Origin of the sequence: Aeromonas sp. Prich7-2, assembly GCF_017939255.1 — a bacterium.
Lineage (GTDB): Bacteria > Pseudomonadota > Gammaproteobacteria > Enterobacterales > Aeromonadaceae > Aeromonas > Aeromonas caviae.
In genome coordinates this window covers 32,583-58,244 of record NZ_JAGKRI010000034.1, presented here as the reverse complement: position 1 = coordinate 58,244, position 25,662 = coordinate 32,583, and the positions used below count along the sequence as shown (strand labels likewise).

The 25,662-nt window shown below is 62.3% G+C and carries 44 protein-coding genes and 1 pseudogene; 3 read left to right on the top strand and 42 right to left on the bottom strand.

All coding sequences use genetic code 11. From position 1 onward, the window contains the following. Positions 1-80: transposase (locus J9892_RS07530; protein WP_210538172.1), on the top strand; the 80-nt coding region annotated here is incomplete at its 5' end. Between the two features lie 114 nt (positions 81-194). On the opposite strand, the pseudogene J9892_RS25170 reads toward J9892_RS07530, so the two are convergent. The 23 genes and pseudogenes from J9892_RS25170 to J9892_RS07425 form a co-directional block, all read right to left on the bottom strand. Continuing rightward, a pseudogene (locus J9892_RS25170) lies at positions 195-563 on the bottom strand (RNA-directed DNA polymerase); the annotation flags it as partial. A 567-nt stretch (positions 564-1,130) separates the two neighbouring features. Continuing rightward, on the bottom strand, positions 1,131-1,538 hold the full coding sequence (locus tag J9892_RS07525; protein ID WP_210538170.1) for a four helix bundle protein: 408 nt from the start codon (positions 1,536-1,538) through the stop codon (positions 1,131-1,133). Positions 1,539-1,590: 52 nt separating this feature from the next. Beyond that, a complete protein-coding gene (locus J9892_RS07520; RefSeq protein ID WP_210538169.1) occupies positions 1,591-2,691 on the bottom strand; it encodes a hypothetical protein in 1,101 nt (366 codons plus the stop codon). Between the two features lie 10 nt (positions 2,692-2,701). Further along, positions 2,702-3,007: a hypothetical protein gene (locus J9892_RS07515; protein WP_128296159.1), complete on the bottom strand. Its 306-nt coding sequence runs from the start codon at positions 3,005-3,007 to the stop codon at positions 2,702-2,704. A 2-nt stretch (positions 3,008-3,009) separates the two neighbouring features. After that, positions 3,010-3,903 (bottom strand): hypothetical protein, encoded by an 894-nt coding sequence (locus J9892_RS07510; protein WP_210538168.1) that lies wholly within the window; start codon positions 3,901-3,903, stop codon positions 3,010-3,012. Between the two features lie 9 nt (positions 3,904-3,912). Continuing rightward, on the bottom strand, positions 3,913-4,350 hold the full coding sequence (locus tag J9892_RS07505; RefSeq protein ID WP_103858604.1) for a hypothetical protein: 438 nt from the start codon (positions 4,348-4,350) through the stop codon (positions 3,913-3,915). Continuing rightward, positions 4,347-5,351, bottom strand: a complete 1,005-nt coding sequence (locus J9892_RS07500; RefSeq protein ID WP_210538167.1) for a phage tail protein I — start codon at positions 5,349-5,351, stop codon at positions 4,347-4,349. Before J9892_RS07500 ends, J9892_RS07505 begins: the two co-directional genes overlap by 4 nt. Beyond that, positions 5,344-6,186, bottom strand: coding sequence for a baseplate J/gp47 family protein (locus J9892_RS07495; protein WP_210538166.1), 843 nt, complete (start codon positions 6,184-6,186; stop codon positions 5,344-5,346). Before J9892_RS07495 ends, J9892_RS07500 begins: the two co-directional genes overlap by 8 nt. Then, complete coding sequence (locus J9892_RS07490; protein ID WP_210538165.1) at positions 6,183-6,542, bottom strand: GPW/gp25 family protein; 360 nt, start codon at positions 6,540-6,542, stop codon at positions 6,183-6,185. Before J9892_RS07490 ends, J9892_RS07495 begins: the two co-directional genes overlap by 4 nt. Then, positions 6,539-7,111 (bottom strand): phage baseplate assembly protein V, encoded by a 573-nt coding sequence (locus J9892_RS07485; RefSeq protein WP_210538164.1) that lies wholly within the window; start codon positions 7,109-7,111, stop codon positions 6,539-6,541. The genes J9892_RS07490 and J9892_RS07485 overlap by 4 nt, the downstream gene beginning before the upstream one ends. 78 nt (positions 7,112-7,189) lie before the next feature. Beyond that, positions 7,190-7,648, bottom strand: a complete 459-nt coding sequence (locus tag J9892_RS07480; RefSeq protein ID WP_210538163.1) for a phage virion morphogenesis protein — start codon at positions 7,646-7,648, stop codon at positions 7,190-7,192. After that, complete coding sequence (locus J9892_RS07475; RefSeq protein ID WP_210538162.1) at positions 7,630-8,100, bottom strand: phage tail protein; 471 nt, start codon at positions 8,098-8,100, stop codon at positions 7,630-7,632. Before J9892_RS07475 ends, J9892_RS07480 begins: the two co-directional genes overlap by 19 nt. Further along, entirely contained in the window at positions 8,075-8,320 is a 246-nt protein-coding gene (gene lysC / locus J9892_RS24575; protein WP_246876639.1) for an Rz1-like lysis system protein LysC, read from the bottom strand. Before lysC ends, J9892_RS07475 begins: the two co-directional genes overlap by 26 nt. After that, positions 8,211-8,684 (bottom strand): Rz-like lysis system protein LysB, encoded by a 474-nt coding sequence (gene lysB, locus J9892_RS07470; protein WP_210538161.1) that lies wholly within the window; start codon positions 8,682-8,684, stop codon positions 8,211-8,213. The genes lysC and lysB overlap by 110 nt, the downstream gene beginning before the upstream one ends. Further along, positions 8,674-9,495: an N-acetylmuramidase family protein gene (locus J9892_RS07465; RefSeq protein WP_210538160.1), complete on the bottom strand. Its 822-nt coding sequence runs from the start codon at positions 9,493-9,495 to the stop codon at positions 8,674-8,676. The genes lysB and J9892_RS07465 overlap by 11 nt, the downstream gene beginning before the upstream one ends. Next, a complete protein-coding gene (locus J9892_RS07460) occupies positions 9,492-9,800 on the bottom strand; it encodes a phage holin family protein (protein WP_128313117.1) in 309 nt (102 codons plus the stop codon). Before J9892_RS07460 ends, J9892_RS07465 begins: the two co-directional genes overlap by 4 nt. A 1-nt stretch (position 9,801) precedes the next feature. Beyond that, the gene (locus J9892_RS07455) at positions 9,802-10,164 is read right to left on the bottom strand and encodes a putative holin (RefSeq protein WP_041214915.1); all 363 of its coding nucleotides are present in this window, start codon (positions 10,162-10,164) and stop codon (positions 9,802-9,804) included. A gap of 15 nt (positions 10,165-10,179) precedes the next feature. Further along, entirely contained in the window at positions 10,180-10,410 is a 231-nt protein-coding gene (locus J9892_RS07450; protein WP_043162862.1) for a TraR/DksA C4-type zinc finger protein, read from the bottom strand. Positions 10,411-10,412: 2 nt separating this feature from the next. Further along, entirely contained in the window at positions 10,413-10,616 is a 204-nt protein-coding gene (locus J9892_RS07445; protein WP_128313118.1) for a tail protein X, read from the bottom strand. Beyond that, on the bottom strand, positions 10,616-11,086 hold the full coding sequence (locus J9892_RS07440) for a head completion/stabilization protein (RefSeq protein WP_210538159.1): 471 nt from the start codon (positions 11,084-11,086) through the stop codon (positions 10,616-10,618). The genes J9892_RS07445 and J9892_RS07440 overlap by 1 nt, the downstream gene beginning before the upstream one ends. Before the next feature lie 109 nt (positions 11,087-11,195). Next, on the bottom strand, positions 11,196-11,969 hold the full coding sequence (gene gpM / locus J9892_RS07435; protein ID WP_103858615.1) for a phage terminase small subunit: 774 nt from the start codon (positions 11,967-11,969) through the stop codon (positions 11,196-11,198). 9 nt (positions 11,970-11,978) lie between these two features. Then, positions 11,979-12,998, bottom strand: a complete 1,020-nt coding sequence (locus tag J9892_RS07430; RefSeq protein ID WP_182926956.1) for a phage major capsid protein, P2 family — start codon at positions 12,996-12,998, stop codon at positions 11,979-11,981. A 12-nt stretch (positions 12,999-13,010) separates the two neighbouring features. Further along, positions 13,011-13,832, bottom strand: coding sequence for a GPO family capsid scaffolding protein (locus J9892_RS07425; RefSeq protein WP_210538158.1), 822 nt, complete (start codon positions 13,830-13,832; stop codon positions 13,011-13,013). Positions 13,833-13,981: 149 nt separating this feature from the next. Between J9892_RS07425 and J9892_RS07420 the strand changes: the two genes are divergently transcribed. Continuing rightward, positions 13,982-15,748 (top strand): terminase ATPase subunit family protein, encoded by a 1,767-nt coding sequence (locus J9892_RS07420; protein ID WP_210538157.1) that lies wholly within the window; start codon positions 13,982-13,984, stop codon positions 15,746-15,748. Next, positions 15,745-16,806, top strand: a complete 1,062-nt coding sequence (locus J9892_RS07415; RefSeq protein ID WP_104452379.1) for a phage portal protein — start codon at positions 15,745-15,747, stop codon at positions 16,804-16,806. Before J9892_RS07420 ends, J9892_RS07415 begins: the two co-directional genes overlap by 4 nt. A gap of 503 nt (positions 16,807-17,309) precedes the next feature. Here the strand turns inward: J9892_RS07415 and J9892_RS07410 are convergent. From J9892_RS07410 to J9892_RS07320, 19 genes are all read right to left on the bottom strand, one after another. Continuing rightward, positions 17,310-17,651: a hypothetical protein gene (locus tag J9892_RS07410; RefSeq protein WP_210538156.1), complete on the bottom strand. Its 342-nt coding sequence runs from the start codon at positions 17,649-17,651 to the stop codon at positions 17,310-17,312. Next, a complete protein-coding gene (locus J9892_RS07405) occupies positions 17,648-17,998 on the bottom strand; it encodes a hypothetical protein (RefSeq protein ID WP_210538155.1) in 351 nt (116 codons plus the stop codon). Before J9892_RS07405 ends, J9892_RS07410 begins: the two co-directional genes overlap by 4 nt. After that, positions 17,995-18,234, bottom strand: coding sequence for a DUF3850 domain-containing protein (locus J9892_RS07400; protein WP_210538154.1), 240 nt, complete (start codon positions 18,232-18,234; stop codon positions 17,995-17,997). The genes J9892_RS07405 and J9892_RS07400 overlap by 4 nt, the downstream gene beginning before the upstream one ends. Then, positions 18,219-18,560: a hypothetical protein gene (locus tag J9892_RS07395; protein WP_210538153.1), complete on the bottom strand. Its 342-nt coding sequence runs from the start codon at positions 18,558-18,560 to the stop codon at positions 18,219-18,221. The genes J9892_RS07400 and J9892_RS07395 overlap by 16 nt, the downstream gene beginning before the upstream one ends. Then, the gene (locus J9892_RS07390) at positions 18,557-18,760 is read right to left on the bottom strand and encodes a hypothetical protein (RefSeq protein ID WP_210538152.1); all 204 of its coding nucleotides are present in this window, start codon (positions 18,758-18,760) and stop codon (positions 18,557-18,559) included. The genes J9892_RS07395 and J9892_RS07390 overlap by 4 nt, the downstream gene beginning before the upstream one ends. After that, positions 18,745-18,963, bottom strand: coding sequence for a hypothetical protein (locus tag J9892_RS07385; protein ID WP_210538151.1), 219 nt, complete (start codon positions 18,961-18,963; stop codon positions 18,745-18,747). The genes J9892_RS07390 and J9892_RS07385 overlap by 16 nt, the downstream gene beginning before the upstream one ends. A gap of 165 nt (positions 18,964-19,128) precedes the next feature. After that, positions 19,129-19,389, bottom strand: a complete 261-nt coding sequence (locus J9892_RS07380) for a hypothetical protein (RefSeq protein ID WP_210538150.1) — start codon at positions 19,387-19,389, stop codon at positions 19,129-19,131. A 2-nt stretch (positions 19,390-19,391) separates the two neighbouring features. Then, the gene (locus J9892_RS07375; RefSeq protein ID WP_210538149.1) at positions 19,392-19,994 is read right to left on the bottom strand and encodes a 3'-5' exonuclease; all 603 of its coding nucleotides are present in this window, start codon (positions 19,992-19,994) and stop codon (positions 19,392-19,394) included. Positions 19,995-19,999: 5 nt separating this feature from the next. Next, positions 20,000-22,411, bottom strand: a complete 2,412-nt coding sequence (locus J9892_RS07370) for a replication endonuclease (RefSeq protein ID WP_210538148.1) — start codon at positions 22,409-22,411, stop codon at positions 20,000-20,002. Continuing rightward, complete coding sequence (locus J9892_RS07365) at positions 22,408-22,848, bottom strand: hypothetical protein (protein ID WP_246876637.1); 441 nt, start codon at positions 22,846-22,848, stop codon at positions 22,408-22,410. The genes J9892_RS07370 and J9892_RS07365 overlap by 4 nt, the downstream gene beginning before the upstream one ends. Then, a complete protein-coding gene (locus J9892_RS07360) occupies positions 22,848-23,054 on the bottom strand; it encodes a hypothetical protein (RefSeq protein ID WP_210538147.1) in 207 nt (68 codons plus the stop codon). The genes J9892_RS07365 and J9892_RS07360 overlap by 1 nt, the downstream gene beginning before the upstream one ends. Beyond that, the gene (locus J9892_RS07355; RefSeq protein WP_104452387.1) at positions 23,051-23,368 is read right to left on the bottom strand and encodes a hypothetical protein; all 318 of its coding nucleotides are present in this window, start codon (positions 23,366-23,368) and stop codon (positions 23,051-23,053) included. The genes J9892_RS07360 and J9892_RS07355 overlap by 4 nt, the downstream gene beginning before the upstream one ends. Beyond that, positions 23,365-23,547 carry a hypothetical protein gene (locus tag J9892_RS07350; protein WP_210538146.1) on the bottom strand — a complete coding sequence of 61 codons (183 nt, stop codon included), beginning with the start codon at positions 23,545-23,547 and terminating at the stop codon, positions 23,365-23,367. The genes J9892_RS07355 and J9892_RS07350 overlap by 4 nt, the downstream gene beginning before the upstream one ends. After that, positions 23,544-23,972: a hypothetical protein gene (locus J9892_RS07345; protein WP_210538145.1), complete on the bottom strand. Its 429-nt coding sequence runs from the start codon at positions 23,970-23,972 to the stop codon at positions 23,544-23,546. The genes J9892_RS07350 and J9892_RS07345 overlap by 4 nt, the downstream gene beginning before the upstream one ends. Beyond that, the gene (locus J9892_RS07340) at positions 23,969-24,145 is read right to left on the bottom strand and encodes a hypothetical protein (protein WP_202605904.1); all 177 of its coding nucleotides are present in this window, start codon (positions 24,143-24,145) and stop codon (positions 23,969-23,971) included. The genes J9892_RS07345 and J9892_RS07340 overlap by 4 nt, the downstream gene beginning before the upstream one ends. After that, complete coding sequence (locus J9892_RS07335; protein ID WP_210538144.1) at positions 24,142-24,663, bottom strand: hypothetical protein; 522 nt, start codon at positions 24,661-24,663, stop codon at positions 24,142-24,144. The genes J9892_RS07340 and J9892_RS07335 overlap by 4 nt, the downstream gene beginning before the upstream one ends. 63 nt (positions 24,664-24,726) lie before the next feature. After that, entirely contained in the window at positions 24,727-25,170 is a 444-nt protein-coding gene (locus J9892_RS07330; protein ID WP_210538143.1) for a hypothetical protein, read from the bottom strand. Positions 25,171-25,185: 15 nt separating this feature from the next. Beyond that, positions 25,186-25,404 carry a hypothetical protein gene (locus tag J9892_RS07325; protein ID WP_139744007.1) on the bottom strand — a complete coding sequence of 73 codons (219 nt, stop codon included), beginning with the start codon at positions 25,402-25,404 and terminating at the stop codon, positions 25,186-25,188. Beyond that, on the bottom strand, positions 25,401-25,658 hold the full coding sequence (locus J9892_RS07320) for an ogr/Delta-like zinc finger family protein (protein ID WP_210538142.1): 258 nt from the start codon (positions 25,656-25,658) through the stop codon (positions 25,401-25,403). Before J9892_RS07320 ends, J9892_RS07325 begins: the two co-directional genes overlap by 4 nt. Between the last annotated feature and the right edge of the window lie 4 nt (positions 25,659-25,662).

The window sequence follows — 25,662 nt, the reverse complement described above, 5'->3', positions numbered from 1 at the left end:
CACGCTCTTACTTTGCGGGCTCTTGCGGCGGAGCACCGTTGGAGGTGATCAAGCAATACATTCAAAACCAGCGGGGCTGACGCCCCGGCGAAATTCCCCTCCCACCTACGTCGGAGGGAGTCCCCTTTCGCATTTAAGATGGCTGCTTTGTGGCTTACAGCTTGCTCACGGCTCAGGTCGAACAGAATGAAATCATCCACGTAGCGGCAGTAGCGACGCACCTTGAGTTGGCGCTTGATGAAGTGGTCGAGCGGATTCAGATAGATGAGCGCGTAAAGCTGCGACAGCAGGTTGCCAATGGGGATGCCCAGCGGCTCTGGCAGGTTAGCAAATGTCATCATCAGCCTGACTAGCGCCTCGTCGCCTATCACTGTGCGGATTTGCCGCTCCAGAATGGCGCGGTCGATGCGGTAGAAGAATTTTCGCAGGTCCAGCTTGAGGGTGTAGCTGTTGGGAGAGCTGGCCCGCAGTGCGGCCTGGGCGTAATCGGCCGCTTTGTGGGTGCCCTTGCCTGGGCGGCAGGCGTAGCTTTGATCGATAAAGCGGCGCTCAAAAAGTGGCATGATGACGCGATAGATGGCGTGCTGAATGACTACGTCACCGAACCAAGGGGCGCATATTTCGCGCGCCTTTGGCTCGTAAACTTGGAATCGTCTGTATTCTCTGGGGCGGTAGGTGCCCAGCTTGATGCGGGCGCTTAGCTCTGCCAGGGTGGCACCGGCGCGGACGTCGAATGCCAGTACGGCGCGGGTGCGCGTTTTACCCTTGCGTGCGGTTTTCCATGCCGCAATCAAATTTTCTGGCGCTAGAATTTTCGCCATCAGGTTTTTGTGTGTTTTCATTTGTCGCTCGAAGGTGGCGAGGGTGATGGTCGACGGATGGCCGCTACTGAAAACCCGCGCGCTGCTGATTTTGCCTTCTGGCAGGATTAACCACCCCTTTGGCTCCACGCTTTCTCATCTGACTGTGAGGAGGATCCGAGGTCGGGCGAGCCCCAATGTTCGTGTTCCGATTCGACCGAGCGTTGTTCAGGTTGAGCGCGAACACGCCAGCATTGGCGCCGTTGTTCCAGTTGCCGCCGGAGATGGCGAGGAACGAAAAAACATATTGATGGTCAACCGCTGATCTTGTTACTGCCTTGTTAATGCTTGTTCTCTTTTAATCCATCCCCCTATCATTCTGCCGATTTCGTCAACGGCGTTGGATATGATCATCCAGCGCCGCTCGCCGACGTTCGGCGTGGCCGACTTGCCTTTGTGGTGAGCGAAATATCCGAGTTCGTAGGCAAGATACAACAGCATGCGTAGCTGCTCGTGGCACACATCCAGCTGAGTTAGGGTGGTCTTCTTGTGGTAGCGTTTGTGCCCTTCCACCATCAGCCCATAGCACCCGTAAAGGGTGGTGCGCACCTGCTGTGCCAGGCCGTACTTTTCGTGGTGTGGCCAGTGGTTTAGGTAGATATTTAGCTTGGCCGCAAGCTCTACATATTTGCGCACCAACAGCACACCTGATGGGTCCGGCTTTTGTGGGTTCGCCAATTGGTCCTCCTGATATGCCCCGCTCTCGCGGGGCGCAGCAAAGTATCAGTGCTTACAGCACAAAGGCCGGGCGAGCCCCAAGGCTCGTGCCCCGATACGACCGAGCGTAGCTCAGGTCGAGCGCGAACACGCCAGCAGTGGCGCCGTTGAGCCAGTAGCCGCCGGAGAGGGCGAGGCGCTCACCGTAGTTGCGCAGGTAGAGCAGGTCGCCCCCCAGGTTGGCGCCCAGCGGGAAAAGAGAAAGCGCCTTTGCGATAGAGGGCACCACCAGTCCCGCTTTGCTGGTGATTGCCTCGAGTCGTCCTGAGGTGTTGCCTGGGGCGTTTTCATCACTGCCAGCTTCGCCGTTGCGGTTACTGACTGCATCGGAGAGGACCGGGGCGCCGTGGGGGCCGGTGGTGCCTGCTGCGCTGGCGTCGTATTTCAGGGTGCCAGCAGTACCCGGCACCACCAGTTCACCGGTGGCGGCAGAGATGGCACGCCATGCGGATGATGCTTTTGCCTGGCTATTTTTGCTATCTGCTGCGTTGTTGTTAGCCAGCACCTGGATTTCGCCGTCCATCAAGCGCAGGCCACCGCGCCATTCCCACACGTTGCCGCACAGGTCGGCGATACCGTTGGGGTTGTTGTTATGACGCCAACTGGCCGGACCCGAGCCTGTAAGGGTGCGGGCCGATCCTGAGGTATCGCCAGGGCTTTTCTTATCTGCGCGCCGACCCGTTTCGAAGGTGGCATCAGAGCTGCGGCCGTAGGCGGTATTGCCGCGCGGCATAAATCCGTTCTTCCAGCACCAGAGGCTGACGGCGGCCTGTTCCGCGTGGGTCATCAGATGGTGGCCCTGGCCGCAGGCGGCATAGTTCAGCGACTGATCGAAGTCGATGCTGGTCACGCAGTCGACCCCCGGCAGCGACAGCAATTCGCCATCGCGCAGGCAGCCGGCATGCTGGCCGATAAATAGTTCGGATTTTTCAACGCCGTTGACGATAAAGGCTGGGTGAGTTCCGGTGCCCAGTGCCGGGTCGATATCCTGCAGGTTGAAGCGCGGGATGATGTGCATATAGGTCGGCTGACCCTTGGCGGTGTAAAGCACGGTGACGGTGCCGCCGGATGCGGCCTCAACAGCGGCGCGCAAACTGTCTTTTACAAAAATCATGGTTGGCTCCTTACTTTGGCCAGAGGGTCAGGGTGACGGTGTCAGGGTTGAGCGGCAGCGGCTCGAGGGCGACTGGCTTATCTTCGTTCGATTGCTCGCTGGCGGCTGGCCACTGCTGTGGCGGGATCACCACGGTTGCCACGAAGGCGCCCGGGCCTGATGTGCTGATGCCTGCGCCGGTCTGATAGAGGCTGATGGTGGTCTGTTCCTGGCGCTGCTCAGCCTGACAGTCAACCGTCAGCCCGCCGATGGTGATGAGGTTGCCGCTGACGGCGATGTCGTGGTGCGGGCCAGCGCCCAGCAGAAGAATTTGCATGGTCATACTCCGTTATTGGTGAGGCTGTATTTGACGATGACATCGTCGGCGTAGTGGGCCAGCGTCAGGCGGGCGCCATTGCTGGCCCGCTCGCTGACCAGCACATGGTGCGCGGCGGCATCGCCTGAGCTGCTGACTATGTCGATGGCGAGCTGCCAACCCAAATCCCCGACCGGGAACGGGAATGGCCAGAGCACCAGCGCGGTGGTTGGGCTGGCCAACATCAGTGGAAAATCCGGTTCGATGCGTCGCACATCGGTGAGCGTCACGGCGGCCAGATATTGATCCGAACCCGAGTTATTGCCCGCCGGTACGCTGATGCGATAGAGCGGGATTGCGTCTGCCGGGGCATCGCTGCCCAGGTTGGATACATCCAACTCGATGCCGGTGGCGGTGACGCGAGCAAATGCGACGCAGGTGGCTGGCGCGGCGGTGTTGTTGCTTGGCACAGCGGCGCCGTTGATGCGCTGCGGCAGAAAGTAAACCCGACCGTTGGCAAACAGCTCCCCTTCGTCAAAGGTGAGGTTGCGGGTCGCGGTGGTCGATTTGGTGACCGTGCAGCCCCGGCGAGCGCCACGGTTGACGAAGCGAACCTGACCGGTCTGGTTGCGAAACTTCTTGGTTTTCTCAATTTCCGAGAAGGCAAGTGCTGCTTGTTCCATGCCGCGCACAATCTCTTGCCCCATCGCGGCCATCAGCGACTGGTCAGTTGTCTGCTCCAGCCCATCGACGCGCTCCTTGAGCGCATCCTGCCCTTTCTTGAGGTACTTGGTTCGGCTGCCCAGCTGCTTAGCCTGGACGTTGTCAATGCCGTCCGGGCCGCCCATCACTGGGTCGGTAGTTTCGAGTTGATAGATGCCATCAACCCACACGTCGGTTTCTTGCAAGTTTGCCATGATGGCTCCTTAAAAAATGATGGTCCATGACCCGGTGATCGATAGGTCGCTGGTTTTTTCAATCAGCCCGCGAACTTTGCGCGCAAACAGCGTGCCGTCGGCGCAGAGCAGGCCCAGTTCGCGGATGTTGAGCCCGTTGGCTTCGCTCTCGCTCAAGGTGAAGGCAAAGCGCGCTTGCCCTTCTGTGGGGAAGGTGATGGCGCTGACGGCCTTGGTGTATGCCTCGCTTATGGCTTGGTCGTTGGGCGTAGGGCCCACGCCATTGGTGCCAAAGGCGATGCGGTTGATGTTTTTGCCGCTGCCCTGGCCCGCAATCAGGCGCGCCAGCGCGCTTTTGGCTGACGTCATGATCATGTTGTGCTCGGTGATGGTCTGCGGCTGCTGCCCGGCGCGGTGCAGGGTGATGCTCAGCTGGCCGCGCAGGGTGATTTGGTCGTTGATTATCACGGGGTTACCTCGTTGTGAGTGGTCGGCCCGCTGCGAGTGACGCCGGGGTGGTGGCGATGCGCACCCGCGCGCAGCAGCTGGCCGTTGTGGGTGGTGCAGCGGTGGCGCGCCCGGCCATGGCGGCGCAGAGTGCGAGTGAAGGTGAGCGACAGCAGGCCATCATCAGCCACTTGGCTCCCTGCGCCACGGAGCAGGCCGTAGCGGTGATGGGTGCCGGTGCGCAGCGGGGAGACCTGGCAAGTGTCTTGATGGCTGACGCCCATGGTCAGGCTGAGGGCATCCCACTGGTTGGCGCGGGTTTCACCGGTGATGAGGCCACCATTGCGGCGCTGGGTGCCAGCGCGGGCGATAGCACCCTGATGGCGCAAGATGATGGCTTGATCGCGATTGATGGCGCCGTCACGGCGGCGACCCCACGGCAGCACTTCGCCGCTGGTGATGGCGGCCTGTTCGGTGACCCGTTCTACGGTGGTGATACGATCGCTGGTGTCATCGCTAAAGCGCAGGCCGACCAGTTGGCAGCGGGCGGGGGCGGTTTTTTCCAGGATGCGGCGCAAGCGGCGGTTGCCTGCCGCGCTGATGGCGCCGTGGTCGCCCACGTTGACGTTGGCGCGGTACATGGCCCAGCGGCCGCCATACCCATAGTGTTCATGACCGTTGCGCAGTTGCAGGCCGTTGCGCGTGACCGGCGGCAATCCCTCTTCGAGTGTGATGTCTTCATAGCCGGCGTGGCGGATGGCGCGCTCGACGCTGTCGACGGTGCCGCGCAGGCGGTGGATCTGGATGGCATCGGCGCAGGCTTGGCGGCGCTCCTGCTCGGTCACCAGGTTATCCCAGTTATCGACTCCCAATCCCCATGCCAGCGAGCCGAGCAGATCGGCACGGCAGTGCCACGGGTTCCAGCTATGGCGGTGCGGCAGCGGTTGATCCAGCCGCTGTTCTGCCAGTTGGTCGAGGGTGCGCGATAGCTCGGTCGCAGAGGGTGGCAGCAGGTTAGGCATAGGTCACCTCTTCGCGGATGCTACTGACATAGGGGGCCGATTCGCGGTCGGTGGTGATGTCGGCGGTCGGGCTGCGCAGGATGACGTTGCTGATCCCGGCGTTTTTCAGGCTGGCGTAGATGTCTGCGATGGTTATGGTGCCGCCAATGATATTGGCGGTTGCGCAGTAGTCTGCCAGCCGCTGGCGGGCGACGTTCAGGCTGTGTTCGTCGTCAGGTAGACCCGGCAGGATGATTTGATAGTCGATAACCACTGGCACAATGTGCGCCGGGATAACGTTGACGGTGTCGGTTAGCGGGCGGATTGTTTTGTGATTGAGCCTGGCCCGCACGTTGGCCAACAGCGCTGCCGATGGGGTGCCATTACCGGCACGGGCCAGCACGGCGACATTCACGACACCCGCCCCACCGTTGTGGGCGTCGGCATCTTTGATGGCAGCCGGATCGGTGGCGATGGCGTGATAGCGGTATGAATCCTCAGGCCCTGCTGTGGATAGTGCACGCAGAGAGAGGGTGCAACGTGCACGCAACTGGTCATCCGTTTCACCTTCTGCTTTTTCAAGGTCAAAGAAGGCGGCGAGGTTAAGGAGATCATCCCCTTGTGCCCATGCCAGCATGCTGGCTTTCAGGGCGTCGTTGAGGCGGGCGCGCCATATCAGTTCGCGATATGACCAGGCTTGCAGCAGTACTGTCAGCGGTTCGGATTCGAGTTCGAGCGCAGGGGCGAGGTGCGGCCACTGGTTAATCACCCACGCTTTTTGCTCGGCAAAGATGGTTTCGAAGTCGAGTTCTTCCACAGCTTGCGGCGCCGGCAGGGCTGACATATTGATGGTCATGATGGGGTGCCTGTGGTGATTGGGATGCTGGCTGATTCAGGGGCGCCGCCGTCCTTGCGCTGCCAGGTGAGCTCGACGGTGAGGGCGCCATCCATGCCGCCGCTCTGCACATCGATGTTGGTGATGGTGATGCGGGGTTCCCAGTTGATGAGGGCCTGCACGGTGGCGGCCATCAGGCGCAGGCGGGTAGCCTGATGCTGTGGCTGGTCGATGAGGTAAAACAGCTCGCTGCCGTAGTCGCGGCGCATGACGCGGGATCCCACCGGGGTGATGAGGATGTCGCGCACCGACTGGATGATGTGGTCGGTGGCGCTGATGGCGCGGCCGGTGGCTGCATTCATGCCGAGCCAGTTCATTGCGGGCCCCCGGAAGTGCCGCTGCCGGTGCTGACGTTGCCGTGCTTGTGGGTGGTCACCTCGATGCCGCCAATCTTGGCGCTGGGGGCGGTGATCTTGCCGCCCGCCTCGATGGTCGAACCGACCTTGAGGGCCTGGGTGCACTCCACCAGAGGGGTGATCAGCTTGACGGTGACGGAGGCCGCGATATTGGCGGACTTGATGCCGGTGGCGTTGAGCGCGCCGGTGGTCGGGTTGTATTCGATGACGGCGCCATCGCTGTATTCGGTGCGGTCGAGATCCGGGTTGTCATCGTCCGCCAAGGGCTCTGGGAAGGCAGCGCAATTGATGGGGCCGACGATGTAGGCATTACGCAAATCGCCGCTGACCGAGAGCATCAGCACCTGTTCGCCAATGGAGAGGCGATGGCGGGTGCGATTCTTCCCGGCCCGCGCAGTTGCGTAGGGCCGCCAGTTGGTGATGAGGTCGCCGGTTTTGACGCGACATTCGCCGGATCGCACGGCGGTCACGGTGCCGATGCGGATCAGGTTGTCGATCAGGCGTTGGAGTTCAGTCGGGGTCGGTTGCATGGGGCCATTGTTTTGGGCAATGGCCGGGAAGGCGAGGGGCGGCCAGTGTGTACGGCGCTGGCACACTGGCGGCGGTGGTTATAGTCCTTTGGTGAGGTGGGCGAGCAGGGTGGTTTCTAGCTGGTCACGCTCTTTTTCTGTGATGCCGAGCAGTTCCCGCGCCGGGTATGAGATCTCACGGCCCTTGATGCGGTCTTTGAGGCCATATTGGTGAATGGTGGCGAGGCGGTTGGCAGTGCCGACAAACTCGACCACGGCTTGATGTTCATTGGCGCGGGCCTTGAGCCAAGCTGGGTTGCTTATCTTGAAGAACATCTTGCGGCGCAGGCGCCCCCGGTTTTTTTTCAGCTTGGGCTGAGGCTTGCGCGGGGCCATAGGGCTGCCATCTGGCTGGAGGTTGGCGCGGATCCGCTGGGCCTGGCTGGCGCGCAAGGTGCGGGCCATTTCGCCCGCCAACTGACGGCGGGCGGCGGGCTCCATGCTGGCCAGTAAGCCATCGGCCCAACTGGTCAGGCGGCTCAGTTCGTCGGTGGCCATGGCTGATATTCCCCGTTGATGAACAATTCCCAGGTGATGCCGTCATAAGGGTCTTCCGGCGGCTCTGGCAGGTGCTCCCAGCCTATCCCCTGTTCGTTTTGCCACACTCTGACTCGCTCGGTCAGCTTGACGGTGATGATGAGATCCATCAGGTCGTTGGCGAGGTATTCCGCCTCGAAGGTGATGCCCTCCTTGCGCTGCTCGTCGTTGGTCATCAGCTCGGGCTGGTGTTGGCGCAGCCAGGCCAGCAGCGGCACCATGATCTGATCCGGGTGGCCGGCAAAGTCCTCAATGCCAATGGTGAGTGGGTATTGCCACTCGAACGAGAGCGAGCGGGCGCCGGTGCTTTCGACATTGCCCGGGGCGATGAAGATGTGCAGCTTGTCCGGGTTGGTCTTGAGGTGGGGCACGCAGCGGGTCAGCACCTCACGGATCTGTTTTGGCTTTTCCATGTTCCCTCCCGTTCAGGTGCCGTTGCTGGCAGGCGATAAAGCTGTCTACCTGGGCGGCGCAGGTGGCCCAGGCGGCCTCGGTCTGGGTCAGCTGATCCATGAGGTCGCCGTTATTGACCGGGCTGGCGGCCGGCAGTTGGCAGGGAGTCAGCCCCTGACAGGTGAGCCTGATAATCTGCGGCGCCGGTGATGGTGGGGCGCTTGAGCAACCTGATAACAGGATCAGGCAGAGGGCGATCAGCCCACTCCTTGAGTTCAGCATTTTCACGTTTGAGCCTCTTGATGGTGTCGGCCCGGTTGGCGGCCGTGATGGTCAGATCGCCAAGCTGGCGTTGCAGCGTGGCGGCGGCGGTTGCCTGGATATCCAGTTCGGTGTTCAGGGTATTGATCGCGGTGTCTTTGCCCTGTTCCCGCTGCGCGGCCCCTTTGGCCTTGTCATCTGCGGCCTTGAGGTCACTTTGCAGGGTGGTGACCTGGCCCTTGGCGGTTGCCGCCGAGGTGGCAGACCAGCCCCAGCCGCCCAGGGCGACGGCCAAGGCGATCAGCAACCAGGTGAGGGGGGAGCGCAGCAGGCTACGCCACATCAGCCACCTCCTTCACCGGATAGACCTTGGCAAAGTGGTCGTATGCCTTGGCCAGTTTGGTGTCGTAGTCGTTGTCTTTGTAGGCAGGGCCGTTGTAGCGGCGGGCGAAGTCAGCCCACTTGCGACCCTGCAGGGCCTTGTGCATGGCGGGATCTTGCTGGATGAAGCGGCACAGGGCGGTGAGGTGTTCGACCTCGCTGCGCTGCATGGCGGCCTGCCAGTCGCTGGCCGAGGCAAAGCCCAGCGCCTGCCAGTGGAAGCCCATGATCTGGAACATCCCCCAACTGGCCGACTCGATGGCGGCATCCCGGTGCAGGCTGATGGCGAGTTGCAGCCGCTCCCACTCGGCCGCCCCGCCCGCATAGCCGCCGCGCTTGGGGTTGACCAGGTTGGGGTAATGGGCGGCCATCTGGTCGGCAGTGCCCTTGCCCAGGTGCTGGGTGAGCTGCTTGTAGAACACATGCCGCTCGAACAGCACCACCGGGCGCATGTCGGTGGTGAACCCCTCGCCGATGCTCTCGACCTGGGCGACGGTGGCCATGGTGGCCAGCGGCAGGCCCAGCAGGTCAGCGCCAGCCTGCATGTCGCCGATGCGCAACTGGTTGCCCCGCTCGCTGCCGAGCAGGGCGGCCATGGTGCGGGGGCCAGCCTGGCCGATGGCGGTGATCATGTAGTCCCGCTGAAAGGCGAGCAGGGCGCGCTCGGTGGCATCGCCAAACCAGCCATCCGGATCGAGCGGATAACCGGCTTTGGCCAGGCGACGCTGCAGGTCGGCGACGGCGGCGCCGGTATCCCCTTTTTTCAGGCTCATGGTTGAAACCTCCCGTTCAGGTGGCTGGCGGTGGTCGGTTGCTGACGACGGCGCGGCAGTAGGCGCATGACGGATCCGCGGGAGCCGATCAGGGCGGTGAGTACGACAGAGGCCAACAGGACGGCGGCGGGGTCAGGAGCGGGCAGTGCCCCGATCAGGGCACGCATGGGCACGGAACCGGCGGCGAAGGTGAGCAGCCAGGCCAGCACGGCAGGGAGGGGGCGATAGTCGCCCCCGTTGCGGTTGAAGGTGGCGATACGCAGCGCGATGGCGGCGCAGATCATGGCGTAGAGGATGGTCAGCATGTCAGCCCCCTTTGCGGAGTTTGAGCAGGTCTTCCGGCGTTTTGCGCAGGATCCACTGCAACAGGTGGACGGCCAGCGCCGAGGCGAGCATTGCGCCGACAGCCCTGGGGACCTCGACGCTGAGTGGCAGTACGCTGGCCAGCATGGCGGCAACCAGCGGCGCCGCCAGTGCCCCCGCCACGAAGGCGGCAACGAACAGGCCCGCTTTGCGCAGGTTGCCCAGCTCGGCGGTGGTGGCGATGAACACCAGCGCCCCGGCGAATGCACCGAGCAGGACGCCGGGGTCCACGCCCGGGAAGAGGGACAGCAACGCCAAGGCGCTCAGGGTGCTGGTTGCTGCACTGGATGAAATGGGTTCTGGCATCGTGCTCTCCTGTTTTTATCGTTTGCTGCCGTAGTGGCGAGCGGTTTGGAATTCGTAGATGGTCTGGCACTCGGCGCAGCGTTCGCAGCCCCGCTGTGCTTCGCGGCGCGCCTGCGGGATTGGGTCTTCGCAGTCGATGCAGTAGTGCGGGCCGGTGCCACTGATGCGGGCGGCGTGGATGCGGGCAGCGAGTTGCTGCTCGCTGATGTCGGCCAGTCGTTCGAGTTCGTCGTCGAGGCGGCTCATGGTCAGTCCCATAGCTGGATCAGCGGCTGCTCGGCCTGGGTGGGGGCCGCTGGCATTGTGATGAGGGTTCCGGGCGGGAGGATGGGGCCGAGCGCGGCCAAACCGGGGTTGAGTGCGAGCACCTGCTCGGTGATGCCTGCGGTGTAGCCGTAGTGCCGGAACAGGATGAGGTCGAGGGTGTCACCCTGTTGGCTGCGCAGCTCCATCAGATGAGCGCCACGGTGATGTGGGTGGTACCGAGGATGTCGCGAATGGCAAAGCGGGCGTCGCGGTAGAGGTCGTCAGAGCTGATGATTTTGGCATCGGCCCCTTTGACGCCATCACCGGTGGCGCTGTAGTCGGTGTAACGCTCCAGCAGGTTGGCGCGGGTCATGGCATAGACGGCGCGTCGGTAGCTGTGCAGGTACGCCGATTCGCCATTGATGACCTCGCCCGGTACGGCGGCCAGGGTGGCGACCCCTTCTGCCTCACGGGCGCGGCGCCAGTCAGCCAGATCCCGGTTGACGCTGGTGATGGCGTCGATCACGGCATGCTTGAGGCGGGCCGTGGTGACGGTGCCATCGAGCCGGACGGTGTCGCGCAGGTCTGCCAGTGATATTGCTGGCCAGAATGGATCGCTGGTGACTTGCCCTTCATCCGGTGCGGTCGGTGCGGTGGCGATGAATCCGGTGCTCATGGTGCTCCTGGTTCTGGTGGTAGCCCGTTTGTTGGGCGGTGGTCGGGCCGTCTGGTATGCCGTTGGCATTCGTCAGGCCCGAGCCGCCCAGGGTGCGGGGTTCGCTCGGTTAGCTGGCCTCGCCGGGGGCGGGGCCTTGCTGTTCGGTGGCGTGCTCTTGGCAGGCCTCGGCATTGGCCGGTGCCGTAACAGAGGCGGCGCTTACGTCGCTGGCGACTGGCAGCTCTGCGGCTTTTTGCTTCTTGATTTCCCGCTCCAGCACTTCGAGCTCTTTCTTGATGCCCACCTTGTCGTGCAGTTCGATGGCGCGTTGATAGTGCTCGGCGGCTTGCTCCTTGAAGCCTTCGGCCAGTGCTGCGCGGCCCACGGCCTTGTGCAACTTGGCGCGCACCTGGTCGAAGATGTCGCAGTCGGTCAGCAGCTCGAGGTAAGCGCACAGCAGGCCATAACTGGGGCCCGCGCCTGCTTCTTGCAGCTTGATGGCGGTGTCGGCGACCTCTTCGGCGATCAGGGTGGCGGCGGTGCGCTCGTAGCGGTCCGGGGTGCTTAGGCCATGGCGGATCACGTAGTCAGCCATGTTGAAGCCCCCTTCGAGATCGCCGGTGTCGAGGGTCCAGAGCATGACGGTGACCAGGACGTCATCTTGTCCGCCCCGGTCGGCGGCCAGCAGGCCATCAATCCACGGCTTGTAGACAGGCAGCATGGTGCGCTTGGCGTCGATCTTGCGCTCGATGCTCTGGATGCCCTTGAGGGTGCGGCGGTGTTCGGCCAGCTGCATCAGCTGCAGCTCGTAGGCGTTGGCGCGCATCTGGTCGAATTGGGGATTGGCCGCCCCTTGCAGGGCGGCCAGTACTCTTTCGCGGTGGCGACGGGCGGGTGTCATGCTATCCCCTTACGGCCGAGGCCCGATGACGATGTTTTCGACCAGGCCGGCGCAGTCGTAGTCTTCCACCACGTAGGCGTCGTTGGAGCTTTCGTAGTTGACGATGCGGTTGCGCTTGGGCTCTTCCTCGATATGGCGGCGGCGGGCGCCCTCTTGCCAATAGATGGAGAGGTTGCTGAGCTTGGTGATCAGCAGGGCGTCTTCCGGGAAGAAGGGGACACGCACGGCCTTGAGGCCGCCGATCTGCTTCTGGCTGACAAGCACTTGGGCGGCCAGTTTGTTCTGGTTGTCACCCGCATCGTTGATGATGGGGAAGTATTTGTCGGAGAGCATTTTGCGGCCGCAGATGACCACCAGTTCGGTGTCGTCCTGATGCCACGGCTGGATCAGCTCGCTCACGGCGTCGAACACCAGTGCGTCGAGATCCTTATAGTCGCCGGCGGCGGGGTCGATGTAGATCTTGCCGCTGCCCTGCACGCCCTCTTGCATGACCTGCGCCGGTGCATCCTGGCGGATGTGCTCCAGCCAGCCGACGTTCACATCTTGCAACAGCGGATTGGCGTTGCGGTCTGTGTCTTTGGCGGCGCTGGTACCGTTCCAGCCGATCATGATGCGATCCAGCCCCTGGCGAGTGATGATGGCGTCACGGACACGGGTCTGGAAATCGGGGAACTTGGCCCAGGCGTCGAGCTTGGCATACCCGATCAGGGTGTCGTAGTTGGTCTGGGCGCACTCGTAGTCGTGGGCGTACAACGAGGTCGGATCGTTGGGCTGGCGGTCTTTGGTGGCGGTGTCGGTGCGGCCGGCGATGGTGCTGCTGATACCGATGCCGACCTTCTGCCCTTTGAGTTCATCCACCGGCACCATGTTGATCATGGAGAGGAAGGCGACGGACTCCTGCATCTTGGTTTCCAGGGTCTGCTGGACGCTGGGCTGCACGTTGAACTGCACCATGGCGCTGGTGATGGCGTTGAGTTTGGCCACCTGGCCGGTGAACTCGTTGAACTTCTGGCGGGTTTCGTTACGCATTGGGCATGGTCCTTAGCAGTCGGTTTGAATGGTGGTGCCATCGCCACCGGTGGCGGGATCGCGCTTGTGGCTGAGCGCTTCCTGGCCTTCCAGGTTGGCGGTGAGGTCTGCCAGTGCCTTGGCGGTGTCTTCCAGCTTGCTGGTCAGCTCGGTGATGGTCTGGGCCTGCTCGGTGAACTTCTTCTGCATGCCGGCATCGAGGGTGGTGACCTCTTTCGCGACGGTCTCGACGGCCTGGTGTACATCGCTGAAATCGGCGGTGGATTGCTTCTTGTGGGTGGAGAACAGCGCGGTGACCCGTTCCAGCAAACCAGGGCCTTTTTCACCTTCCTCCTCGAGTTCGATGACAGTTTCCAAGGCTTCGGTGAACAGGCATTCCGGATGGTATTTGCGGTAGGCCAGCGGATTGACCGTGGCCTTGCTGCAGAACTGCAGCATTTCAGTGCCGAGGCTGGCCGGGCTGTCGGTGACGGCCAGCCCCATCATGTAGGCACCCTTTTCGTTCAGGTTGGGGTGGATCTCGACCGAGGTGTACACCTTCTGGCGCTTCTTGTTCAGTTCGATCAACTCCGGGGTCGGGTCAATCTGCACGAACAGGGCCAGGCGTTTCTCGCCCTCGATGGTGACCTCTTCTGTCTTGGCGGCGGTGATGTCGCCGTACATCTTGAACAGGCCGTTGGGGTCAATCCCCCGGATGTGCTCCATATTGACCCGGGCGCCGTAGGTGGACTGGTTGTAGCGCTGGGCCATTTGCTCAAGCCATTCGCGGGTGATGGCGCGGCCATCGGTCGTGCCCCCTTCTACGGCAACACGGAAAAATTTGGACTTTGCCATGGGTTGGGATCCCTTTGGTGATTGGGTGGTGATGTCGCGGTTATGGTCTGGGTGACAGGTGGGATCGTGCAATCGGCGGCCAGTGTGTACGGCGCTGGCACACTGGCGCGGGGACGTTTTGAGCGGTAGCGACTGGGTAGACTGGCGCCATGACAGCACCCTTACTCTTCCCCCATATCGAACCCCGCAGGCAGGCCATGCACCTGTACTTTCAGGGGTACAAGATCCGAGCCATTGCGGAGCTGCTGGCGACCCCCGAGGGGACGGTCGCCACCTGGAAATCCCGCGATGGTTGGGATGACATCAAACCCATTGACCGGGTCGACTTCGCCATCGAGGCACGGATGTGCCAGCTGATCGCCAAGGAGGTGAAAACCGGCGGCGACTTCAAGGAGATTGACCTGCTGGGCAGGCAGTTGGAGCGCATCGCCCGGGTCAACAAATACAGCAAGGGCGGCAACGAGGCCGACCTCAACCCCAAGGTGGCGAACCGTAACAAGGGGCCGAAGAAGGCACCCGAGCGCAATGTGGTGGAGCCCGAACAGCAAGAGCGGCTGATCGAGCGCTTCGAGTCCACCATGTTTGGCTACCAGCGCACCTGGTACGAGGCTGGCAACCAGCACAGGATCCGCAATCTGCTCAAGTCGCGCCAGATTGGGGCGACCTACTTCTTTGCCTTCGAGGCCTTCATCGATGCCCTGGTCACCGGGCGCAACCAGATTTTCCTGTCGGCCAGCAAGGCGCAGGCCCATGTGTTCAAGCAGTACATCATCCAGTTTGCCAAGGAGGAGGGGGTGGAGCTCAAGGGCGACCCCATGGTGCTACCGAACGGAGCGCACCTCTACTTCCTCGGCACCAACGCCCGCACCGCCCAGAGCTACCACGGCAACATCTACATGGATGAGTACTTCTGGATCCATGGCTTCCTGGAGTTCCGCAAGGTGGCTTCCGGCATGGCGATGCACAAGAAGTGGCGCCAGACCTACATTTCCACCCCATCCAGCCTTTCCCATCCCGCCTATGCGTTCTGGTCCGGCGCCAACTTCAACCGTGGCAAGGCGAAGGCAGACCGGGTCGAGATTGACCTGAGCCACGCCAATCTTGCCAGCGGTAAGCTGTGCGCCGATGGTCAGTGGCGGCAGATTGTCACGGTCGAAGATGCGGTGCGCGGTGGCTGCGACCTGTTCGACCTGGATCAGCTGCGCAGCGAGTACTCCGAGGAGGAATACCTCAACCTGCTGATGTGCATCTTCATGGATGACACCTCGAGCGTGTTCCCGCTCGTCACCCTGCAGCGCTGCATGGTCGACAGCTGGGAACTGTGGGACGACTACAAGCCCTTTGCCCTGCGTCCGCTGGGTAGCCGGCCGGTGTGGATCGGCTATGACCCGGCCAAGGGTGGGCAGGGGGATAGCGCGGGTTGCGCCGTGCTGGCTCCGCCGGCGGTGCCCGGCGGCAAGTTCCGGGTGCTGGAGCGCCACCGCTGGAGCGGGATGGACTTCGACGCCCAGGCGCGAGCCATCAAGGCCATGTGCGAGCGCTACAACGTGTGCTACATCGGCATCGATACGACCGGGATCGGGGAGGGGGTCTACCAGCTGGTGAAGCAGTTCTACCCGGCGGCGACCCCTATCCAGTACAACCCGAGCGTGAAAATCCAGATGGTGATGAAGGCGCAGGATGTGATGAACAAGGGGCGGCTGGAGTTTGACAGCGGTTGGACCGACCTCGCCCAGGCGTTCATGAGCATCCGCCGCGCCGTGACCGCGGGCGGCAAGCTGCCGACCTTTGAGGCCAGCCGGTCAGAGGAAACCAGCCACGCCGATATTGCCTGGGCCACGATGCAGGCCCTGTTACATGAACCGCTGGCAGGTGCCACCGGTGCCAATACCAGCATGATGGAGATTTTCGCATGAGAAAGCGCCGCCCACAGCGCCATACCTCGCCGGTGACGGCGACCCAGAAACCCGGCGCGGCCATCGAGGCGTTCAGTTTTGGCGAGCCGGTGCCCGTCTTATCGCAACGGGAGGTGTTCGACTACCTGGAGGCCATGCACAACGGCCGCTGGTACGAGCCGCCCCTTTCCCTCAATGGCTTGTCGCGGGTCTATCGGGCCGGGGTACACCATGCCTCTGCCATTCAGGTTAAGCGCAATATCCTGCGCTCCTGCTTCATCCCGCATCCGAAACTGAGCCTGGCCGCCTTCACCGGGTTGGCGCTGGACTATCTGATCTTCGGCAACGGCTATCTGCAGGCGGTGCAGAACCGACTCGGCGGGGTGCTGCGCTATGACCACCTGCGGGCCAAGTACACCCGGCGCGCCCTGGACTTGGACACCTATTGGTGGATTGCCCAGCCCGGCCAGGAGCAGGCGCTGCCGGCCGGGCGGGTTGGCCATGTGATGGAGAGCGACATCAACCAGGAGATCTACGGCATCCCCGACTATGTCGGCGGGCTAAACTCTACCCTGCTCAACGAGTCGGCCACCCTGTTCCGCCGCAAGTATTACGAGAATGGATCCCACGCTGGGTTCATCATGCACATCACCGACGCGGTGCAGAACGAGGGCGACATTGCGGCCCTGCGTGAGGCGCTGCGCCAGAGCAAGGGGCCCGGCAACTTCCGCAACCTCTTGCTCTACACCCCGAACGGCAGCAAGGACGGGGTGAAGCTGATCCCGGTGGCCGAGGTGGCGGCCAAGGATGATTTTCTCTCCATCAAGAACGTCAGCCGCGACGACCAGTTGGCCACCCACCGGGTACCGCCCCAGCTGATGGGAGTGATGCCGAACAGCACGGGCGGGTTCGGCGATGTGACCAAGGCCGCCCAGGTGTTCGACATCAACGAGATCGACAGCATCAAGGCCAGCCTGCTGGCGCTCAATGACTGGGCAGGGGAGGAGGTGATCCGGTTCAACCCCTACAAGCTGGCCGCCGGCATCGAGCAGGCCAGCCATGGCGACCTGCCGCGCTGACCTTTCCGATCGCATCCCGACACCCCGCCACCTGGCGGGGTTTTCTTTTGCCGGCGCATGGCATCGGTCGGCCTCCATCTGGTTCACCTGGACGATCCCCCGCCTAGGCTCGCCAGCGGCCCGCTACGCGATCGCCCTTCAAACCCACTCAGCACCGCGCCCAAATCCGGCTGGCTCTCCCTGCGTTCACCGGTGAGCCATGGCGGCCTGTTACGACCCCCTGCGCAGCGCTGGCGCGCAATCGGGACCCCGCCTCGCCTGCCCGCTTTATGTGTGAAAAATCATGCAGGTGAACGACTGGGGGCGGGGAGCGGCTCCCCGCGCCAGCGTTGGCCGCGCGGTGGATAACGGATCCTTTTTGCGATCCTTCACTTTCCGTCAGATCCTTTCATTCTCGCGCTCTCCAACATCAGCTTGCTCTCCCGGTCACAAAATCCAGACGAAAAAATGTGTCCGGTCACAATGTGGTAAACGTGACCTGACACAATCCCCTATTTCTGCCACTACAGGGCGATCACTTTGTCGCCCTGGGTGTGCCAGCACTCTGCCTCTCCCTTGAAGGTTCCTCCGCAGCCTTCCGGCAATGCGCAGTCGCAGTTCGGGCAAATCTGCTGTTTCAGCTCGGCTTCCTGTTCCAGCCAGCGTTCCCAGTCACGACGCAGCAGGGTGCTGATGTATTCGTCGGCGCTGTAGGGTTGACCGGATCCGGCTCTAGCCCGGCGCAGGGTCTCCAGTTGCTCGCGTTCGTGAGTGGAGAGCGCCACTTCCACCCGCTTGATGCCTAGAGCGGCCTGTCTCGCACGCTGGGCCTGCTTTCGCTCCGTAGCCTCCTTTGGTTTGCTCATACCGACCCCCTTCTGGCAAATGCACCCTGCCGCGCCCGGGTGTCCTTCCATACCTGCTTGGCGGTGGGGCCAGTGGGTAGCACCCGCTTGGCCTTCACCGGTGGGGTGAGGGTGTCGACCTCGCCCAGGTAGAACGGGAACCAGGTATCCTCGAACCGGATGACCCGCTCCATGCGGTCGAGCAGCAGATCGCAGAGATGGCGGTCAGTGGCCGGCATGTTGTCGAGCGTGCTGGTGATGGCGGCACGACCCGCCGATCCCGGCGGGTGTTGATGGAGGATGGGCCAGAGCCGCTGGCAGAGCGGCAGCAGGCGCTCGACGTCGGCGCGGTTGATGATGTCAGTCATACCGCATGCTCCTTCATCCCGAACACCACATAGCCCGGCTGCTGGGCATAGTCGGTGACGAAGGTGATCTGGCGTTTGGCGCTGCGGCCGGTGTAGCGTTCGCCGTCCCACTCGTTGAGGGTGACGGTATCGCCCTCTTGAAAGCCGCGGTCAGAGTTGTCGCGGATCTCGAACGGCTTGGCGCCGTCCAGTACCGGCTGGAAGTAGCGCGGCAGGATTTTCAGTTCGTGGTGCATGCGGCCTCCTCGCCTTCCTTACTGGCTATCTCAAAATCCCGAAAATTCTCGCTGCCGGTTTCGTTGTGTGCCAAGTTGCCGACGCGGTTGGTGTGAAACATCCCCATCGGCAGAAACGTTCTGGGGAAACGACCATGCCACTTTCCGTATTCAGTTGGCTTGCCAGATGCGAAGCTGGTCGGGCCGCATGCGCTACAAAGCTTCAATCCTTTTCGTTCTGGTGCATACGACCAGTCATAAAAACGCTCCATTCCATTGACGAATCCCTGGCTTGATAGTGCGGTGTTCTCGCAGCAACCGCAGTGCTCACATTGAAATAGGCTCATGCTTTCGGCCCCTCGTACTTGTTCCGCATCCGCTTGGCTATCTGCTCCAGGTCTTCGGCCATGTACCACATGCTGTTGTTGTCCTTGCGAGATACGGCCTTGCTGCGATGAACGTTCCGGCCGATCAGGATTTTGGCGGCCAGCAGTACCAGCCATGCCTCAACATGGCGACGAATCCAGTCTTTCATTTCGTGGAGCATGCAGCCTCCATCTCCATCTGATTCATTGCCTCGGCCCAGCCGCCCGGGATCCCGTTGCTGATGGCTACCACGTCCAGAGCTCTGGATAGCTTCAATTCCTTACCTTTCGCCTTCTCTTCCTTCACCAGCTTTTTGGCTTTCTTGCGGCAAAATTCAACCGTATTGCCCGACGGGAATTTCAGATGGTCGTTGTCGTGCTTCATGTGTCCTCCATCTCAAGCAGGCGTAATTATTGGCTTCGATTGCATCTGATATATTTATCGTGCTTATGTCTGCTGCTCTTTCGTCAAATCCTCAATTTGCGCTCCCCGTATTGGGGGAGCGCAACACAAGCCTGTCATGGGCGATTGCCACAGTGACGATACTTATCACTCTTCCAGCGCCCTGAGCGTGGCATCCGCTTGGCCGACAGCAAACATCGCAACATCATTTTGCGTCATGTCATCCCAATTCGGGTTGTTCATCAGGGCTGCACTGAAGTGCATCGCCATCATTTCGCGTTTTGTCATGCCAACTGTCATACCACTTGAGACCAAATTTGATCCTCGGCCATCGGTCAGCGAAAAGACATCTATTGGCTGCCCATCAGACCCAGATACAGGCATGGCCGGCATATCAGCGTTTTTCATCATTACTCTCCTTTTTGGTTTTGATTTGAAGCCAGCGCCTGATAGATAGCGCTGACATAGCGGGCCTGATGCTTGGCATCGTCCAGCGCTCGGTGGGCAACCCCCTCGAATGGCATGTCTTTTTTCGGGTCAAAGCCCAGCAGGTCACGCCCCATATCAACAACGGTGCGCACATCCCTATCCTGGAATCCGTTCCAGTAGCCAATGAAGTGCACTTTTCTTACCGCTTCATAGGCGTTGGCCATGATGGTGCAGTCAAACCCAGCACCGTTACCCCACACATAGGGTCGTTTGCCTTCTTGCCCGTTGGCCATCAGCCACTCCTGAAACTTTTGCAGTGCCTGGAGAAGTGCCATCCGCTTTTCGCCATCTACGTCATAGGCAATGGCTGCGCGCGCTTCATCACTCTGCCCCAGCCACCACAACACGGTGTCAGGGTCCATCTCACCGAATCTGGCACTATCACTCAGGTGGATATGCGCTTCGAATTCGGCACCCAGTTCACCGGTCATCGGGTCAAAGAACACGGCTCCGATGGTGACGATGGCCGCTCGCGGGCCTTTGCCCATGGTTTCCAGATCCAGCATTACGTTTTTCATCTTCATTCCCCTCATTCCACGCCCAGGCGCGCCCGCGCCTTGGCAATCTCCGCCTGATGGCGGTCGTTGTCGGCTTGCATGCTCGCGACGCGGGCCTGCTCCTGTTCGGTGGGCTGGTAACTGGCCCTGTCCTCTTCGTCATCCAGCAGGCGGGTGAAGATGGCTATCGCCTCTTCGGCCTGCGCCAGCGGCAGAGCGGCCAGCCATTCCGTGACGTTGCCGCCGGAGTGCATCAGCTCGCGGGCCTGCTGTTTCAGCTTGTCGCTGCTGGCGGCCCGGTTGCTGGCCTGCTCTGCCTCGACCTCGGCGGTCAGCTGGTCAGCCACGGCATCGCCAGCCCCCGGCCAGTTGCGGGTCACAATCAGCCGATCGCCGACCAGTCGCACATATTGGCCGTCGGCGTGGATGATGCTGCCGTGCAGCAGCAGGGCGGCGTTGCTTTCATCAAGACCCATTCGGCCCAGCTCTTTAGCCAGAGCGGATCCTTTCACCCCTGATTTGGATCCTTCCGTACAGTTATTGACAGAACTCCGAGGGGGGCGGCTGCCGCCGCCTGAGGGCAACTCGCTGCGCTCGCCCACTGCAAGCTCGCGCTGCTCGCCCACTGCAAGCTCGCGCTGCTCGCCCAAACCCGACCCGGTGACGCCCTTGCGCACTATCTGCCAGCCCTCGGTGCGGGTGATGGCGGTGGTCATACCGATGTCGGTGATCACCCCCATCAGGCGCAGCACATCCTCGCCATACTTGTTGGCGGCTTCATCGAGGCGCTTGGAGAGCTTGATCAGATGGTCTTTACGCGGGGTATCAATGCCGCCCATGACCTCGATAAAGCGGCCCCACATTTTGTTGTCCGCTGCATAGCGGGCTGCTTCCAAGATGCAATCCCACTCGATCACCTCGTCACCCAGTCGGCGCAACTCGCGCCACACGCTCACAGCCGGGCCGCCTATCTGCTGAAACTGGCGTATACGCCAACAGCTCGCCCAGGCCGCGACCGCGATGGTGGTGTGGTCGACCGGGGCCTCTGCCTCGTAGTCCATCCCGACCTTGTGGCCGTCGATGTTCTTGGCGATGTATTTGGCGATATACCCGGTGGCGCTGCCCTTGGTCGGGTCGATCTCCTTCCAGTTCACCCGTGGGTTGATGGCCTTGACCACCGCCGGGCTGTTCACATCGAGCAGCCACTTGATGCGCGGCATCTTGTTGCGGACTTTCAGCTCGGCCAGCGCATCGAGCTGGTCGCCGTTGGGCATCTTGAGCTCGGCCCGTTCGGCGGCGGTGAAGTGGTAGGCGAGCAGGGTCAGAAAGTCGCGTTGGTGCTCGGGGTTGATAAACAGCAGGCAATGCCAGTGCGGGGTGCCGTCGTGGTGCGGCTCCACCACCCGAAAACCGAAGGCCATGATCCCCTCGCGGGCCAAGGCGGCCCGAAAGCGGGCCCACTGTTTGCACAGCAGGCGGTTGGTCTCGGTCGGGCAGGCGCCGTTGAACTTCTCGTTCTGGTAGGTCTTCGCCTTGTCTTTGCTGCCCTGGCGCCAGGCGTGATAGCTGGAGGGGGCGGTCAGGGTAAGGAACAGGCCCAGCTTGCCCTGCTCCTGTGCCATGTCTTCAAAGCCCCGCATACGCACCATCAGCTCATGACGGCGGATCTCGGGGTTGGCGACCGAGCCCATCACCGCATCGACCAGGTCAATCTCTTGCCCCAGCTCTTCGTTGACGGCGCTCATGCCAGCCATCCAGGCTTGCTGGGCTGCTTTACGCTGGGTGAACTCACGCACTGCGTGCGCACTGGCGTAGGGGCTGACCCCCTTGCGCACCTGGCCGGTGAGGATGGCGATCAGCTCGCAGTAGATGGCCCAGGCGCGGTTGATCTTGCGCAGCCACCACGACTCGTCGAGCAGGCGCACCAGCAGGCTGGCGGCGGCCCCTTCGAACTTATCCACCTCGTCGTTCAGGTCGTCCCGCTCTTCCTGACTCAGTGGGCGGCCCAGCAGACGCTCGACCTTGGTGCGCGGGTGGATCGGTAGGGGCGGGCAGAAGTGCCACGCCTTGGCCTGGGCCCCGATATCGGCCAGCAGCTCGGCAGCGGTGCGCTCGTTGCCGGCCCGCGCCAGCAGCTGTTGGCAGCGACGTGCCCACTCGGCGGCAACCAGCTCGCGGCGCACATCGTTGCGAAGATCAATTACCGGTACCGGGAACCGGCTCTGTGCGGCGGCGCAGGCGTCGACCATGCGGCGCAGCCAGATGTTGGCGGTCTTGGGATTGGCCGGGTAGCGGCGCAGGAAGGTCGCGGCCAGCGGCTTGGCAACGTGCCACTCGATGCGGGCAAGTTGCTCGGCCGCCCCGGCCATGTTGATGGCGTGGTGCCCGACCAGGTAGTGCTGGGGAAGCTGGATCCCGTGCAGGTTGGTGATGGCGTCCATCATTTGCACACCCCACACTTTTCGGTCACATACTCGTTGGGTTGCAGGTAGCGGCCGCAGGTGGAGCAGGTCGGTACCATGTCGAGGGTGGCGAGCCGATCAGACCAGCAGGTGGCCTCGCAGAAAAACAGGCTGGTGAGCCGGTTGCCGACCAGGATGACCGGGCGCACATGGCCGAACTCGCCGCAGCAACTGCAGCGCATTGAGGGGCGGGCGTTGGCCGGGACGGTCTTCACCACGGTTTCACTGGCGGCGCGGGCCAGCGGCCAGCAGGTTTCGACGCAATAGGGGTAAGAGCGGCGACCGTGTCGGCCCGCAACCGGCAGACAAACCGCCATCTGGCGGCACTTGGTGCAGGGCTCAAGCGTCACGATATGGCTGTTTGCAGGGCGCGCGATGCCCAAAGCCGGGGCAAGCCCGGCTGGTTTTTGGTGAGTCATTAGATGGCGCCTCCGTTGTATGACTGGCGCAGACGGGCGGCAGATTGGCGTTCGCAACGGCGGGCAGCGCGCACCATGACCAGCAGGGTTTTGATATATCGGTGGGGGCGGCAGGGACGGCGACGGGCATCCAGTAATTCGAGTTGGTATTCCCGGCGGCGCGCCGCGTCGCTCAACATGGCATCAAGCCAGAAGTCGTGGATCATTTGATGGTCTCCCCCAGTCCGTGGAGTGGCTCGCACTCGGCCCACCACTCGGCGATCTCTTTGGCCAGTGCGACTTCACCGCCACCCAGCGCCAGCCAATACACGGCGCGGATGGCGCCCAGGGCCAGCAACTCCTGGGCGATGTTGCGGTTTCGGCGGGCATCACTGCCCGAGGTGCTGAACTCCTCTTGCGCTGCCTCCCAGTGCTTGGTCAGTGGGCTGACCGGTGCCGGCGGCTGCATGTGGGCCGGGCCAGATTCGGCGCCGCCCAGCTCGTCGATCGGCGGCTCCAGTTCGAACATGTCATCAGTCACAGGGCACCCCCTTCCATGTCGCTGAAATCCGGCTCGTCGATGGCGACATAGCCTGCCTCGATACGGATGGAGATCCCCAGTTCACCGCAGCAGCAGAGCGGGGCGGTCGGCACCAGGCGCGCTTCGTTCTCGGCTATCCACTGCTTCAAGCAGGCGAGGGTCATGATGGTGTTGCTCATGCCGGATACTCCTCATCTTCGCTGTCTGCATTGGCTTCTCGGCTGGCCAATGCCAGCGCTCCATACATCGCCAGCAGCAACACCGCTGACCGAGTGACAGCCAAATCCTCTCGGCGCAGGCCAACAACCTTATTCACCTCCGCCAGTAACTGCGCGACCAGCTCTCCGGTGTCTTCGAAGGCATCCATACGCTGGCTCAGCTCGACTGCTGACATTTCGTTCATGCGTCCAACTGCAAGCGACATGGCGACCATGCTGGTATTCACTTCACCGACGAACTCGCCAGAAAGCGCTTCGCCGAGATCGTCGAACCAATTTCCCAAACCGCAGGCCGAGTCAGTGGCTACCCCTGACAAATCCAGCACCGCCAACTCGGCACACAGACGGGCCCGCATTGCCATGGGGTTCACATAGACCTTGCTCATGCTGCTACTCCTTCCAGTACACAGGCGCGGCCGGAGGCCAGGGTTTCGATACGGGCGGCGTGACGCTGGCCTCTGAGCCAGTGACCGCGCACTTTGATGTAGCCATGGCGCACCAGGTAGGCGACGGCATCGGCGGGAGAGGGGGCGATGTGCTTGGCGGTGATGGCGATCATTGGGCACCCCCTTGCAGCGCATGGGCAAAGGGCGGCTGGAATATCACGGTGACGTCATGGACTGGGGCCGCCATGTCCACGCCGATGATGTGCGGGCCGTTCATAAACGGCAGGTCACCATCAGCCAACTGCTCGACTTCAACCTCTGGCGGCATGAATACCAGTCCCTGCTCATCGTCCTGCCATGTAAAGCAGCCCTTGGCATCGGTAAACAGCCATTCGTCGGCGGCTTGAGGGTTGGCGATGGCGAACTCGTTGAACAGCTTGAGGAAAGCGAGATCCCCGGATGGAGTGCTGCAAACCAGCACCGGCGGCCGCTGGCCACCCTGCAGGATCTCGAGGCGCTTGGTCAGCTCGGCGTAGATGTCGAGCAGGGCCAGCTCATCGGCCAGCTCGGCCAGCGCCTCAAGGCTCGCCTCAATTGCGAGGCTGTGGCAGGCCCCGAGCTGGGGGCGGTGGGTATTAATGAGGCTGTTCGCGACTTTGCGGATCGCCTGTTCTGCTGTAAGATTGTTCATGAGGTTTACCTCGCTGATTGATTGAAAGCCCCGCTGGTGCGCCAACACCGATAGCGGGGTTTTTTATTGGCCGCTTTCGGCCACCTTCTGCAAAACCGCTCTGCGGCTTTCCAACATGCCGGCCTGCTTGTTGAGCTCGGCCCGGCGCTTGTTCTCGTGTTCTGCCTGTTCCTGCTCGCTGCGGGTCGGCCCCTCAATACGGCGGGTGGTGCGGTGCCACTCGCGGCGGTGCAGCACGCCGCCATCAAACTCATGCAGGGTTGCCATCAGCTCACCCAGGGCGAGGCGGATCGCCTCTTGTTGGTCAAAGTCGAACTGGTCCAGCTCGCGCCCGGCTTGGGTGGTCGACACCCCGGCGGCGTAACAGATGACGGCGCGGGCCCGGGTCGGCAGGCGTGACCAGCGGCTGGCCGCCCCATTGCGGCCGAACTGGGCGCGCATCTCTGCCAGCGCCACTTCTGCGGCGCTGGGTTGTTGAACGAGCTCAAAAATCTGTGCGGTGTTCATGGGGTGGCCCTCCGGTTATGCCTGCAGCAGCTTGGTCAGCCAGTGCGGGCGAGGTTGATGGCACGGCTGGAAGCGAAGCGCGCCACGGCGGCCCTCGCTGTCTTCCAGATAACTGCCGTCGAAACGGGTGGTGTTGCGCATCACCGGCTCGTCGCCGCTGGTGACGACGGTGGCGCGGTTGAACAGCAGAAAAGGCAGCGGGATCAGCCCCGGCTGCTCTGCGCGAAGTTTCATGCTGGCTCCTTGAGCGGGACGCTCTTCGACATGGTTTTGCAGTTTTTGCCCACGCCCTTGCAGGACGGCAGCACGATGGCCGGATTGGGCATGGCGGATGGGCTGATGGTGCCGACGATTTCAAACGCGGCCTTGAAGGTGTGGCCGCAGTCGACATTGCTGCAGGCGTAATAGGCGTGGCCTGTCAGCGGGCTCATTTTTGTGGAGTTTCGGGTGTTCGCGTGGTAACCGCAGTGGGGGCAAATCAATCTCATGGTC